Origin of the sequence: Roseovarius sp. D22-M7 (genome assembly GCF_037083785.1) — a bacterium.
GTDB lineage: Bacteria > Pseudomonadota > Alphaproteobacteria > Rhodobacterales > Rhodobacteraceae > Roseovarius.
In genome coordinates this window covers 1-13,821 of sequence record NZ_JBAPKY010000031.1, presented here as the reverse complement: position 1 = coordinate 13,821, position 13,821 = coordinate 1, and the positions used below count along the sequence as shown (strand labels likewise).

General features: G+C 68.2%; 11 protein-coding genes. 4 read left to right on the top strand and 7 right to left on the bottom strand.

The window, feature by feature from the left end; translation table 11 throughout:
- Window positions 1-14 precede the first annotated feature (14 nt).
- The 3 genes from V8324_RS13875 to V8324_RS13865 all read right to left on the bottom strand — a co-directional run bounded on the left by V8324_RS13875 (window position 15) and on the right by V8324_RS13865 (window position 4,111).
- Window positions 15-611 carry a polysaccharide biosynthesis/export family protein gene (locus V8324_RS13875; protein WP_336420525.1) on the bottom strand — a complete coding sequence of 199 codons (597 nt, stop codon included), beginning with the start codon at window positions 609-611 and terminating at the stop codon, window positions 15-17.
- A 175-nt stretch (window positions 612-786) separates the two neighbouring features.
- Window positions 787-3,240, bottom strand: coding sequence for a tetratricopeptide repeat protein (locus V8324_RS13870; protein ID WP_336420524.1), 2,454 nt, complete (start codon window positions 3,238-3,240; stop codon window positions 787-789).
- Window positions 3,241-3,430: 190 nt separating this feature from the next.
- Complete coding sequence (locus V8324_RS13865; protein ID WP_336420523.1) at window positions 3,431-4,111, bottom strand: sugar transferase; 681 nt, start codon at window positions 4,109-4,111, stop codon at window positions 3,431-3,433.
- Between the two features lie 550 nt (window positions 4,112-4,661).
- On the opposite strand from V8324_RS13865, the gene V8324_RS13860 reads away from it, so the two are divergent.
- The 4 genes from V8324_RS13860 to V8324_RS13845 all read left to right on the top strand — a co-directional run bounded on the left by V8324_RS13860 (window position 4,662) and on the right by V8324_RS13845 (window position 8,838).
- The gene (locus V8324_RS13860) at window positions 4,662-5,519 is read left to right on the top strand and encodes an ExeA family protein (protein WP_336420522.1); all 858 of its coding nucleotides are present in this window, start codon (window positions 4,662-4,664) and stop codon (window positions 5,517-5,519) included.
- Window positions 5,516-7,057, top strand: coding sequence for a GumC family protein (locus tag V8324_RS13855; protein WP_336420521.1), 1,542 nt, complete (start codon window positions 5,516-5,518; stop codon window positions 7,055-7,057). Before V8324_RS13860 ends, V8324_RS13855 begins: the two co-directional genes overlap by 4 nt.
- Window positions 7,058-7,138: 81 nt before the next feature.
- Complete coding sequence (locus V8324_RS13850) at window positions 7,139-7,957, top strand: CpsD/CapB family tyrosine-protein kinase (RefSeq protein WP_336420520.1); 819 nt, start codon at window positions 7,139-7,141, stop codon at window positions 7,955-7,957.
- A gap of 20 nt (window positions 7,958-7,977) precedes the next feature.
- Window positions 7,978-8,838: a glycosyltransferase family 2 protein gene (locus V8324_RS13845; RefSeq protein WP_336420519.1), complete on the top strand. Its 861-nt coding sequence runs from the start codon at window positions 7,978-7,980 to the stop codon at window positions 8,836-8,838.
- Between the two features lie 69 nt (window positions 8,839-8,907).
- Here V8324_RS13845 and V8324_RS13840 read toward each other — a convergent pair whose 3' ends face one another.
- The 4 genes from V8324_RS13840 to V8324_RS13825 form a co-directional block, all read right to left on the bottom strand.
- Complete coding sequence (locus V8324_RS13840; RefSeq protein ID WP_336420518.1) at window positions 8,908-9,450, bottom strand: VPLPA-CTERM sorting domain-containing protein; 543 nt, start codon at window positions 9,448-9,450, stop codon at window positions 8,908-8,910.
- Window positions 9,451-9,791: 341 nt separating this feature from the next.
- Entirely contained in the window at window positions 9,792-10,481 is a 690-nt protein-coding gene (locus V8324_RS13835) for a hypothetical protein (protein ID WP_336420517.1), read from the bottom strand.
- A gap of 327 nt (window positions 10,482-10,808) precedes the next feature.
- On the bottom strand, window positions 10,809-11,708 hold the full coding sequence (locus tag V8324_RS13830; RefSeq protein ID WP_336420516.1) for a VPLPA-CTERM sorting domain-containing protein: 900 nt from the start codon (window positions 11,706-11,708) through the stop codon (window positions 10,809-10,811).
- A gap of 242 nt (window positions 11,709-11,950) precedes the next feature.
- Window positions 11,951-13,321, bottom strand: a complete 1,371-nt coding sequence (locus V8324_RS13825) for a hypothetical protein (protein ID WP_336420515.1) — start codon at window positions 13,319-13,321, stop codon at window positions 11,951-11,953.
- Between the last annotated feature and the right edge of the window lie 500 nt (window positions 13,322-13,821).

Genomic DNA, 13,821 nt, shown 5'->3' with positions numbered 1-13,821 from the left:
GGGCGAGATCTGCCTTACCTGGTGAATTCGAAGAGGCGCCGTTCGGGGACGACGATCACGTCGCCCGGGGCCAGCACCGTCGTGCCGCTGATGCTGTTCGCGCCCCCCATGCTGTTATAGTTGAACCGGTAGACCCGTTCCTGTCCGCTGTTCCGATCGATGCGGCGCAGCTGGATGCGTGTCTTGGCGGCAAAGCGCGACAGCCCGCCCGCCTGGGCCAAAAATTGCAGCAGCGTGGTGCCGGTCTCGACCTCGCGCAGGCCGGGCTGGTTGGCCTCGCCGATGATGTAGATGTCCATCAGCTCCTGGCTGTCGGGGCCGAGCGCGGCCACAGAGACCAGCACCGTCGGTTCGACCGCGAAATCGCCGGCCAGCCTTTGGGTGAGGGTGCGGGCCACGCCATCGACGGTGCGCCCGCCCGCCTGCAGCGATCCGGCCAACGGAAAGCTGATCGAGCCGTCGGGCAGGACCAGCACGTTGCGCCCCAGTTCGGGGTCTTCCAGTACCTCGACCTGCAAGGTGTCGCCGGGCTGGATGATGTAATTGCTTTGCGCGGTCGCGGCACCGGCCAGCCCCGCCATGAGAAAAAGCGCCGTCAGGAATCTGATCATCTCGGTCCTTTGCCCCTCGTGTCGAGTTTTGCGGCGATGCTATGGCATTTGTCCAGGGCGTGAAACACGCGAATGCAACAATTCACTGCGCTGCGGCGGATTTGCAGCAGGCGGGCCGGGACGGGGCCGGAGGCGGCGGAAACCCGCCCGAGCGCACGGGACAGGCCGGGGCGCTTCAGTTGCCGGCGGTGTCGTCCCCGTCCGGTGTCGCGCCGTCAAGCCGGGCGATCGCCGCCGCGACCTCGGGCATGAAATCGGGGGCGGGGCCCTCGCCGACGATCCCGGTCACGCGGCGGAACTGCGCGAGCGCTGCCGCGTCGCGCCCGATCTCGTCATAGGTGCGCGCCAGGTGGTACTGCACCGTGGGATCCGCCGGCAGCCCCTCGGCGGCGGCTTCGAGTGCCGTGACCGCAGAGTCGAGATCGCCGCGGCGGAAGGCGATCCAGCCATAGGTGTCCTGGAAGGCCGGCACGTCGCGGCCGCGCAGGCGTCGCGCGATCTGGTGCGCGCGTTCGAGATCCTCGGCCCCCGCGCGCCCGGTCGCCAGCAGGCTGGCCAGGTTGTTGGCGATGATCAGGTTGTCGGAATTGGCCTCGTAGAGGCGTTCGTAGATCCCGATCGCGCCCTCGACATCGCCGTCGCGTTCCAGCAGGCCGGCCAGCGTCCAGTTGAGCCGCACCGAGCCGGGCACCGCCGCGATCCCGTCGCGCAGCGCCTGGCGGGCCGCGGCCTCGTCCTCCTGGGTGGCGTGGATGTTGTAGAGCGCCAGCCAGAAGCGCTGATCGCGGGGCGCGTCCTCGACCAGCCCGCGGAAGGCGGCCTCGGCGGCGTCGATCCGGCCGGTCACCGCCTCGACCGAGGCCATCAGGAAGCGCGCGTTCAGGTTGTCGGGATTGGCGTCGAGGGTTTCGCGTGCATAGTCCCGCGCGCCCTCGACATCGCCCTGCCGCAGCCGGGTGCGCACGATCGTCGCCGCCGCCCCGAGGCCGCGCGCGCCCTCGCTGGCCAGCGTGTCGAGAAAGCCCATGAGTTCCTCCCCGCGGTCCTGCGCGGCGAGTTGGCGGGCGGTCAGCTCGTTGGCGATGCGCTGCGCGCGGTCGCCGTCTTGGCCGCGCAGCGCCTCGATCACCTGGGTCAGGCGGGGCCAGTCCTGCTGGGTCATGTAGATCTGGCCCAGGGCCTCGAGCAGGCCGACATGGCCCGACGCGAGACGCAGCGCGTTGACCAGCAGCCCCTCGGCGCTGTCGAGGCTGTCTTGCGAGATCAGGTGGCGGGCATAGCGCAGGGTCTCTTCCGGCGCGTTGCCCGAGGCCTCGACCGCGCGGCTCAGCATATCGGCCATCAGGTCGCGATTGCCGGCGCGCTCATGCGCCCGGGCCATCAGGGTCATCGCCTCGGCATCCTGGGGCGCCTCCCCGAGCACCGAGCGCAGGGTGACGATCGCCTCGTCGATGCGGTCGTCGTCGATCAGCCAGCCGGCGCGCAGCTTGAGCGCCGCGGGGTTCTGCGCGTCGGCCTCGAGCACCTCCTCGACCAGCGCGCGCGCGCCCACGTTGTTGCCGGTCGTATCCAGCATCCGGGCCAGCATCACCATGATGCTGCGCCGCTGGTCGGAGGGTTCCATCGCGTCGATCAGCCCTTCCATCTGGGCGATGGCCGCGTCGCGCGCGCCCAGGTCGAAGCGCAGCCCGGCGCGCAGCGCCTGCAGGCGCTCGGCCTCGGGCGGGTCGGTGGCGAGGATGCGCTCGAGCTCGGCCAGCGCGGTCTCGAGGTCGCGGATCTCGGTGAGGAACCGGATATAGGTGGTGACGTCGTCGGTATCGGCGGGGCTTTCGTCGGCGCGGTCCTTCAGAAACGCCTGCGCGGCGTCGGCATTGCCCTGCGACAGGTACCAGCGGACCAGGGTGTTGGGCACGTTGGGGTCGTCGGGGAAGCGCGCGATCATCTTCTCGAGCTGGGCGCGGATTTCCGGGCGCTCGCCCAGCTGGTTGAGCACGCCGAGCCGGATCGTGTAAAGTTGCCGGTTGTCGGGCTCGCGGGCCAGCGCCGCGTCGATCGCGGTGAGCGCCGCGGTCCAGTCCCGGCTTCGGATGAGATCGTCGATCACCACCTGGCGCGCGATCATCAGGTCGGGATTGTCCTCGACCAGCGCCCGGGCCCTGGTCACCGCGTCGCGCCGGGCCTCCGCGTCGCCGCGTCCCGAGACCGCGTCGCGGTAGGCGACGGTGGCGTTGACAGCCTGCACGAGCGGGTCCTCGGGCGCCAGCTCGGCGGCCGCCGCGCCGTGGCGGCGGGCGGCGTCCCAGTCGTTGAATTCCAGCGCCAGCTCGGCCAGGGCGCGCTGGCCAGGCAGGCTGTCGGGATATTGCTCGACCAGCCGGCGATACTGGCCGAAGGCCTCGCGCAGGTTGCCGCGTTCGAGGACCGTCTCGGCATAGGTCCGCCGCGCCGCGCGATGCTGCCCGTCGAGCTGGAAGACATTGCGGAACTCGACCAGGGCGCGGTCCGCGTCGCCCTCCCGCAGCAGCTCGAGCCCGGATTGATAATGGGCTTCGGCCCGCTCCTCGGCGGTGTCGCAGAACGACAGCAGCCCCGCGGTGGCAAGCGCCAGAAAGGTCGGTTTGATCACGTCATTGGTCCTGCATGTTCAGCCCCGGGCCACCGGCCCGCGCCTGTCGTGGAAAAGGTGGCCGCACCCTAGCATGACCAAATCCGGAACGGGATCGAAAAACGCTCTCCGTGCTTTACGGTGCTTTACGCGGCGGGCGACGTCCGGGCGGCAGCGTTGCGCTGCCCGGTGCCGCCGGTATCCGGTGCGTTCAGTATCCGGTGCCGCGCAGCACCACCATCACCGTGCGCACCAGGATCCTGAAATCGACCAGCAGCGACAGCGTGGCGAGGTAGCGGTTGTCGAAGCCCGCCCGCGCGGCGAAGCTCGACTCGTTGCGGTCCGAGATCTGCCAGGGGCCGGTGATGCCCGGGCGCAGGGCGAAATAGGCGGTGCCCGGATAGAGCTTTTCCTGGCCGACCATCATCGGCCGCGGCCCGACCAGCGACATGTCGCCCGTCAGCACGTTCCACAGCTGCGGCAGTTCGTCGAGCGAGCATTTGCGCAGCACTTGGCCGGCGGGTGTGATCCGCGGATCGCATTTGAGTTTCTGGGTCTCGTCCCATTCGCGCCGTGCCTCGCAATCGGCGGCGAGGTGACGCTCGAGCAGGGCGTGGGCGTCGGGCACCATGGTTCGGATCTTGACCATGCGGAAGATCCGGCCACCGCGGCCGAGGCGCGGCTGGCGGTAGATCGGGCCGTGCCCGTCGAGCGATGCGAAAACCATCAGCAGCAGCAGGATCGGCAGGGTGAACGGCAGGGTCGCCACGACCAGCACGATGTCGAGCGCGCGCTTCGCCCCGTTGCGATAAAGCGAGCGCCGGCGCGGCGTCCGGTCGAGGCCTGTCGTGTCGCGATGTGCCGGGATCTGCGAATAATCCTGAAATGCCATTTTTGCGTATCCTCAGCTTTCCAAACAAACCGAACAAAGGGCACTTGCACGATGCGTCGAGCGTGCAGGATGCGGATCAAGCCAGATCGCCGTTCGGGTCGCACTTAGCACGCGATCACCCCCTTCATGCAAGCAACATCTACAAGTTCGCTCAAAACAATATCTAATTTAAGACAAGTTACAACTTTAAGACGAGAAGGCCCGGATTGCCTTATTTTTAGGTGGTTTTTCGCGTCCATTGGTTAATCGCGCCGCGCCGCGAGTATCCCGATTGCCCGCGATGCGGCAACAAAGCCCCGTCAGGGCCGTGATCATTGCCGCAGCCCCCGGGGCGGGGTCGGGACGATTCGCCGGCCGAGCCGCGCGGGGGCGGGCGGCCCGGCGCGGGATTAGCCATGCCCGGCATTCTGCTGTTGCATAATCAACCTGTAACGGGCAAATGCCAATGACAATGACAAGGGGATGGCGCGACATGTGCAGGTCCTGGCCTGCGGCTTTGGTCGGATGTCGGAATGCGGGTTCGATTGCAGATTTCGTTTGAAAGACACCCATGAGACCGGAGACCCTTTACGCAGATCATTTCGGCCTCTCCGAGCGTCCCTTCACGCTGCTGCCGGATCCGGCGTTCCTCTATTGGTCGAAGGCGCATCGCAACGCCTACACGATCCTCGATTACGGCATCTTCTCGCGGGCGCCGATCACCGTGATCACCGGCGAGATCGGATCCGGCAAGACGACGCTGGTCCAGCACCTGTTGCAGAACACCGATGACACGATCACCGTGGGGCTGATCTCGAACGCCCAGGGCGGGCGCGGCGAGCTGCTGCAATGGGTGCTCAACGCGTTGTCGGTCGAGGTGGCGAACGACGCCAGCTACGTCCAGAAGTTCCAGACGCTGACGGATTTCCTGATCGCCGAATATGCCGCCGAACGGCGCGTCGTGCTGATTTTCGACGAGGCGCAGAATCTGTCGGTCGAGGGTCTCGAAGAGCTGCGCATGCTGACCAATATCAATGCCAACAAGGACGAGCTGATCCAGCTGATCCTGGTCGGACAGCCCGAATTGCGCGACGTGATCCGCAGCCCGCAGATGAAGCAGCTGGCGCAGCGGGTGACGGCGAGCTTTCACATCCCGGCGATGGACGCCGAGACGGTGGCGCAGTATATCAGCCACCGGCTGTGCGCCGTGGGCGGGCAGGGCTGCGAGTTCACCAAGGCCGCCTGTCGAATGGTCCACACGCAGACCGACGGCGTGCCACGGCTGGTCAACCAGCTTTGCGACATCGCGATGGTCTATGCCTGGAGCAACGATCAGACCTCGGTGACCGAAGAGACCCTGCAAAGCGTTCTGGATGACGGGCTGTTCTTCGCCGGCGCCAGACCCGCGCAAGAAAGTGACGCGACATGACCGAAGTGAAATACTATTTCTCGATCTTCCTGCGGCGGCTGCATTATTTCCTGCTGGTCTCGGTGGTGATCTCGGCGGTTGCGGTGATCGCCGCCATCTCCTTGCCGCCGGCCTACGAATCGCAGACCCAGCTGCTGGTCGAGGGCCCGCAGATCCCGCGCGAACTGGCCTCCTCGACGGTCAATGTCGGCGCCCGCGAGCAGCTCGAGATCATCGAGCAGCGGCTGATGACCCGCGCCAACCTGCTCGACGTGGCGCGCAGCCAGAACGTGTTCGAGAATATCGGCGCGATGAGCGCCGATGCGATCGTCGCCGCGATGCGGGCGCGCACCACCATCCAGGGTCCCGGGCGGCGCGATCAGGCGCCGACCATGACCCTGACCTTCCAGGCGCGCCGCCCGGCCATCACCGCCGGGGTGCTCAACGCATACCTGACCCTGATCGAGCGGCAGAACTCGCAGTTCCGCAGCGCCCGCGCCGGCACCACGCTGGAATTCTTCCAGCAGGAGGTCGAGCGGCTGGGGCAGGATCTCGACGCGCAGAATGCCCGCATCCTGGAATTCAAGTCCGAGAATGCCGAGGCGCTGCCCGAGAACCTACAGAACCGTCTCAGCCAGCAGTCCCGGATGGAGGAGAATCTGCGCCGGATCGAGCGCGACATCACCGAGCTGCGCAACCAGGCCGAGCGGCTGGTACAGCTTTACGAGGCCACCGGGCAGGCGGGCGGCGACGGGCTGTCGCCGGCCCAGAAGCGCCTGCGGGACATGCGCCGCGAGCGCGAGAACGCGCTGGCGCTTTATTCTGAGACCAACCCGAAGGTGCGGATGCTCGAGGCGCAGATCGCGCAGCTCGAAGAGCGGGTGGAGGCCCGCGCCGCCGAGACGCGCGCCGCGTCCGAGACCGAGGGCGAAACCGAGCTGCCGGCCACGCTGCAGCTGCAGCTCGACGAGATCGATACCCGTATCAAGCTTCTGCAGGAACAGCGCGCCGAGACCGAGGAACGGCTCGAGCGGGTGAACCGGACGCTCGAGGAGACCCCGCGCAACAGCGTCGAGCTGGGCGAGTTGCAGCGCACCTACAGCAACATCGTGAAGCAGTACAACACCGCCGTCGACCGGCTGGCCCGGGCCAGCACCGGCGAGCGGATCGAGTCGGCGTCGCGCGGCGGGCGCATCTCGGTGATCGAGCCGCCCGCGACCCCCACCCGGCCGACCAAGCCCGACCGGGTGCTGATCGCCGGGGGCGGCACCGCCTTCGGGATCGTGGCGGGGCTCGCGCTGGTGCTGCTGATCGAGCTGCTCAACCGCACGGCCCGCCGGCCCGAGGACATCATCAGCCGGATCGGGGTGCGCCCGCTGGCCACCATCCCGTACATGTACAGCCGCGGCGAGGTGGTCGGCAAACGCGCGCTCAGGGCCACCGTCTACGTGACGATCCTCGTTGGGGTGCCGGTCGCGGTCTACGCGGTGCACATGTATTACCTGCCGCTCGATCTTCTGGCCGACAAGCTGATGAACCGGCTCGGGGTGCGGCTGTGACCGGCCCGATGCCCCGGGCCGCGCGGGGCCCTCGCCGGCCGGCCGGCCCTTTCTGCAACCGCTGTTTCGGGAGCGCGTGACATGGAACGTATTCAGGAAGCCCTCGCCAAGGCGCGCGCCGAGCGCCAGCGCGGCAGCACCACGCGCACCGATCACGCGGCCCCGGTCGCCTCCGACCCGGGCATCGAGGATGGCTGGCAGGCGCTGGCGCCGGTGAAGCGCGATCTCGAGACCCTCCGGCGCAACCGCGTGGTCGCCGTCGAAAGCGGCCACGCCGCGGCGCCCTACGACCTTCTGCGCACCAAGATCATCCACCAGGCCCAGAGCAATGGCTGGCGCCGGATCGCCATCGTCTCGCCCGATCCCGCGGCCGGCAAGACCACCACGCTGGCCAATCTCGCCTTCAGCTTCGAGCGCCAGCGCGACATGCGGGTGATGTGCATCGATCTCGACCTGCGCCGGCCGAACCTGCACCGGGTGCTGGGCCAGACGGTCGAGTATACCATGGCCGACGTGCTGGAGGGCCGGGTGCGCTTTGCCGAGCACGGGATGCGCCTCGGCGAGCGCGTGGCCTTCGGGCTCAATGGCGGCCCCGCCTCGCGCCCGTCGGAACTGCTGCTGAGCCGCGCTGCCCGCGAGGGGCTCGACGCGATCGAGCGCGACTACAGCCCCGACCTGGTGTTCTACGACATCTCGCCGCTCAATGTCAGCGACGACAACATCGCGTTCCTGCAGAACGTCGATTGCGCGCTGATCATCGCCGCCGCCGAGCAGACCCCGACCGGCCAGATCGACCATGCTGAACGGCAGGTGGCGGAACTGACCAACGTGATGGGGATCGTGCTGAACAAGTGCCGCTATGCCAGCGATGCCGACGGGTATGACTACCAGTATTACTGATGCCCCGGACCGGAGCCGTCATGCCCGAGATCGCGATCATCATCCCGCATTACAATGACGCGACGCGGCTGGCGCGCTGCCTCGGGGCGCTGACGGAAAACGACCTGACAGGCTGCGAGGTGCTGGTGGTCGACAACAGCTCGACGCAATCTCTGGACGCGGTGCGCGCGCGGTTTTCCGACATCCGCATTGTCACCGAGCCCGAAAAGGGGGCGGCGGCGGCGCGCAATCGCGGGGTGGCCGAGACGACGGCGCCGCGGCTGATGTTCATCGATGCCGATTGCGTGCCCGCCCCCGACTGGGTGGCCGTGGGTCGGGCGGTGATGGACCGCGCCGATCTCGTGGGCGGCCGCGTCGAGGTCTTCGACGAGACCCCGCCGCCGCGCAGCGGCGCCGAGGCATTCGAGGCGGTCTTCGCCTTCGATTTCCGGCATTACATCGAGGTGCAGGGGTTTTCCGGCACCGGCAACCTGGTCACAAGGCGCGACGTGTTCGCGGATGTGGGCCCGTTCCGCGGCGGCGTGTCTGAGGATCGCGACTGGTCGTTCCGCGCCACCGCCCGGGGCTACCGGCTGATCTACGAGGACGGGCTGCGTGTCGGGCATCCGTCGCGCGCCGACTGGCCGGCGCTGCGCGGCAAATGGCGGCGCATCACCCAAGAGATGTTCGGCCAGACGGGGCGAGGGGCCGCGGCGCGGCTGAAATGGGCCCTCAAGGCGCTGATGATGCCCGCCAGCGCCGTTGTGCATCTGCCCAGGGTGCTGCGCAGCCCGCGGCTGTCGGGCGGGCGCGAGCGGGCGCGCGCCGCGGCGACGCTGATCCGCCTGCGGCTGACGCGCATGGTCTGGATGCTGCGCCAGGCCGCCGGCCTCGGGATCTGAGCGGAAACCGAAGAAGGGCCGCGCGGCGGCGGCCCTCGACGGTGCGGTTTGCGGCGGTCCGGATGCCGGTCACGCGTCGGCGGCGGCCCTGCGGCGGTGGCGCAGGCCGAGAAGCCCGCCAAGCGCGCCCAGCATCAGCCAGATCCCGGCGGGCAGCGGAACCGGCGAGACCTCGAAGTCGAAGCCCTGGTCCGTGGCTGACCCTGTCCAGGTGAAGGCGAGGGACTGGGCCAGGTTCGGGGACGCGAAGGTCGTTTCCAGCCGGGTGACGGGATCGAAGACGGGCGTGGATGCCAGCGCGGTTCCCGACCCGTCCTGCCATTCCATGGTCAGATCGTCGAACGTGTCCAGCACGCCTTCGGTTAAGGAGGCGGCGGCCGTCGCCGGCAGGGGATCCCGTGACGAGGTGAAGTCCACGATGTAGCTTCCGGCGCCGCCATCGGGATCCTCGACAAGCCCCGTGAACAGCGTGTCCGTGGTGATGTCATACGGGCCGCCGCCTTCGTTCACGACGGTTGCCGCCCCGGCCTTCTGCGCACCGAGGGCGAGTATCGCCGCGACGGCCAGCCCGGCGACGCGTGCAGCCTTAGGCGCCTCGTATCGATGTTTCATCAAAACCTCCTCTTCCGCATCTAATATCTGTCGTGCAGGATTGACGGTTTCAAACCGCGGCGCGGCGGGTCAAGGGGAAGAGGCCGGATCGGCCCGAAATGTTACCATTTCAGGGTGTGGAGGTCAGGCGATGTTACAATCGGAAGGCGTTTCACTGTCGCTTTGAAAGTATCGATCCGGGGTTGAAAGCGTTATTTATCAGATGTTTCGGAAGCCATAACCGACTCCGTACCCCCGGCACCGGCCGGGCCCGGCAGGTGCGATCGGCGCAGAGGGAACCCGTGCCCACGCAAAACGGCCGCGTAAGGCGGCCGTTTCATGTTGCAGACTGATGTGCCGTGTCAGACGGGGCGACGCCTGCGGCGGCCCAGCCAAGCGAGCGCGCCGAAGGCCGAAAGCGCCAGCGGCAGGGCCGCGGGAACCGGGACCGGCGTGGTGGTCAGGCTGTCGATCCCGCCCGATCCGGCGTAGTCGAAGTAGAACGTATCCCCTATCTCAATGCGCGAGGACCGGAAGCTGATCGTACCGGTCTCGCCGTCGCTGCCTAGCGTGATGCTGCCCAGCACGGTGCTGCCATCCGTGTCGATGGCCGAGAACATCTCGTCATCGACCGCCGAGAACCCGGTGAGGAAGAACGCCTTGCCCGAGGTCAGCGTGAAGCCGATCCGGCCGCCGTCATTGAAGTCGTTCGGGATCAGCGCGCCGGGCGCCGATCTCTGCAGGATCAGGACATTGTCGGACACCCCATTCTCGCCCTGTACCGTGGGCTGAAGATCGGCATCGTCGTTGCACCCGTCGGTACCGCCATAGCCGGTGCAGGTCGTGTCGAAGACCGCAGGACCTGCGGACCCGCCGGTGAAGGACAGGTCGAACGTGTAGCCATCCTCGCTGAAGCTTGTCAGCGGCACGGTCTGGCCCGCGGTGGCGTCGAGCGCGTCGAAATCGATGACCGCAGCCGACGCTGCACCCGCGAACAGCCCAGCCATGGCAATCGCTGCCGTGAGGCCGAGGCCCTTGTATGCATTTCTCATAAAGATAACCCTTGTTCCCTAACTAGATTGTACCATTAGCCGTGACGACCATGACGCCTTTGACGGGCCGGACCAAGGCACATGCGAATTTACAACCGCAGGCCGTCATGATTGTCGCCGTGGCTTCATCAGAACGCGCCAAACGGTTGAGCCGTTAAGAAACGAGATACAGCGACCGGTCCGGGCCGTCCGGGCCGCGAATCATCCGGCCCGGGCCCGTGATCCGATCCGCATCCCGTCCTGCCCGGCAGGGCGGGTGTGCGCGCAGATCATGAAAAAACGGCCGCGCGGGGCGCGGCCGTATCGAAGGCGTGAGGGCGGACGGGATCAGGCGGCGCGCTTGCGGCGGCGCAGCGCGGCGAGCCCGCCGAGCCCCGCGATCATCAGCCAGCCGGCGGCCGGCAGCGGCACCGGGGTGATCGCGGCCCCGTCGATACTGAAGGAGTCGTTGATCTTGCTGCTCGACATCGTGATCAGCGCGGAGTCGACGGCGGTGCCGAAATCGACGAAGATCAGCTGCTCGTTGTTGTTGCCCAGCCGGTTGCCATTGTTGAGCAGGTCGGTGAGTTCCACGGACTGCCCAGCCGCCGCGACCGTCAGCTTCGCGCCTTGGTCGGCCGCGTCGCGGATGGCGAAGAACAGGGACGTGAACTGCCGGTCGCCGGGCAGGAAGGCGGTCCATTCGATCCCCTTCGTGTCCGCCGCGTTGATTGACCACTTACCCTCATCCGGCACGATGTTGGACTGACCGTTCAGGGTCGAGTCGAATTGCAGCGCGATGTTGTCACAGGTGGCGTTGCCGATCGAGAGATTCTGGCAGGTGTTGCCCTTGCCGGTGCCGCCCAGGCCGGTGAAACTGCCGACTTTCGAGCCGAGGGCCGTGCCCGCTGCGAGTTCGCCGTAGGTGTCCGGCGCCGTTCCGAGACCTGTGCCACCCCCTTCGAACGTCTTGGTGAGGGCCCCGGGCGTCTCGAAATCCTCGATCACGGTGTCGCTTTTCGCGAGACCGATGAAGGCCCCGGGGCTGAAGCTCTGGACGGTGATCGAGGCGGCCTGCGCGCCGGTCGCCCCGGTGGTCGCCAGGGCGAGCGTCGCCGCCGCGGCGAGGCCGAGCGTCTTGTAGAGATAAGTCATGAAAATTAACCCTTTACGGTTCCACTGCGCATCCCGAGGACGCTGTCTTGGGCACATCCGGGTGGCCATGGAAAGGCGGATATGCGTTTGCAACCTGAGGGCGTCATGACTGTCGCGCCCAGATTTGCGATCCTTGAATTCGATTAAAACTGGCCGCATTCAGGAAACATCGCCGCGGGCCGCGGGGCGGTCATGCGCCGGTCATGCGCCTGGGGGACGGGCAATGATTCGGGGGCTCGCGCGGTGGCGCCCCGCGCGGAACGCCGCGCCGCAGGGTATTGATTAACCATGATTTCAGGGGCGTCCCGCGGATTTCCGGGCGGGGCCGTGCGGGGCTACTCGGCCTGCGGCCCGGTCCGCAGCACCAGCCGCGGGACGCCCTTCCCGGGGCGCTCGACCACGTGGCGGGCCACAACCGGACCGGTTGCGGTGATCAGCCGCCCGGCGGCGTCGAACCGCAGGGGCTCGTCGCCCCCCTCGCGCTGCCAGCCGGTGAAGCGGCCTTCGGGATCGTAGCGGTAGACGTCGCGCCAGTCGGCGCGCGGAAAGAGCACCGGGTCGGCATAGCCCCCCTCGGCCAGCCGGAAATCGCGGGACTCGATGCGCGGAGTGCCGTCGGGGCCGGGGGCATAGGCCCGCGTCTCGTGATGCGGCAGCAGCACCGAGATCAGCCCCGGCATGCTGTCATGATCGCCGATGCGGGCGAAGACGCCGATATCCACCCGGCTCGACAGGATGTCGTCGCGCCCGGGGACGGCGCGCGGCTCCTGCCAGTCGAGGGTGATGCGGGCGCGCGTGCCGCGGGCGTCCAGCGGCTCTATCCGGGTGCGGGCCGGGTCGCCGCGCAGCAGCCGCCAGGCGAAATCCGGGCTGCGGCCCTGCAGATCGCGCGTCGCCTCGGCCGAGATGACCATGCTGCGCCGCGGTGTGGCGCTGCGCCAGATCCGGGCGATCGCCGGCGGCGTGTCGAAGAGCCGCTCATCCAGGCCTTCGCCGAAATGATCGACCCCCTCGGTGCTGCGCGTCTCCGACAGCACCGCGAGGCGCACCATCGGCGGCACGGTGTCGGGTGTCAGCGTGTTGGCCAGCCCGACCATGCGCGCGAGGTTGATCCGGCCGCCCGGCACCGCCGAGGCATGCGCGATCCCCGAGTGGTAATCGGCGCGGCTGCGCACCGGGGTCAGGCTGCGGCGGAACACCATCTGCACGGTGGGCGCCAGAAGCTGGGCGTCGTGCAGGAATGCCTTGGTCTCGGGGCGCAGCGCGGCGAGGATCATCGCCAGCGCCCGCAGGTGCGGGCGGTCCGTGTAGGACGAGCCCTGCGAGACGAGAAAGAACGGCGTGTTGGCGGGGATCAGGTCGCCGTGTTCGGGGTCGTGGTCGCGATGTTCGGGGTAGACGTGGATCTGCCCGGCCAGGTAGTTCTGATACAGTCGGCGCGGCCCGTCGGGCCGGGTCAGCGCCATGCGCGCCAGCGACCGCCAGAACGCGCCGTTCTTCAGAGCGGTCGAGGAATTGCCGATCAGCGGCGCGTCGAAGATCACCGGCCCGGCCAGCCCGTAATCGAGCCGCGCGTCGCGCATCCCGGCCTCGTAGCGCACATGCGTCAGCTGCGGATGCGCCTCGGCGGGTAGGCGCGAATGCCCGCGATCGCGGTTCTCGTAGAGATCGCCGTGATTGCCCGCCGCGCGCCCCTCGTGGACCAACAGGCGTAGCCGGCGCGCGGCAGGGCNCGCCCGCCTCGGGGTCGAGCACTGGCGCGCCGCGCTCGGGGATCCGCACCCGCGCCAGCGGTCGCCCGCCCGGGCCGCGGCGAGACAGCGCCGCGCGGCGCACCAGCAGCGTGCCGTCCTCGGCCACCAGCGGCCCGGATCCGGTTTCGAGCCCGGGGACCGCGAGATCCTGCTGCGCGCCCGCCGCCGCGGGGACGAGGGCCGTCCCGGCCAGAAGCCGCAGCAGGTGGCGGCGCGTGAGGGTGAGGCGCATGGCGGTGACGCTTTCACGGTAAATCAATATCGGTGTGAGATAGCGCAGCCGGACCCACCTGTCACGCGCGCGGGGCCGCGGAACAGGTTGTCCGGGCCTCGCGGGGGCGCTATGCGGGACAGGGGCGGCGCGATTTGATTTTCCCGGGGTGATGGCCGGGGCAGCGACAAGGATATTTCTCGATGAAGATCGCGATGATCGGGACGGGCTATGTGGGTCT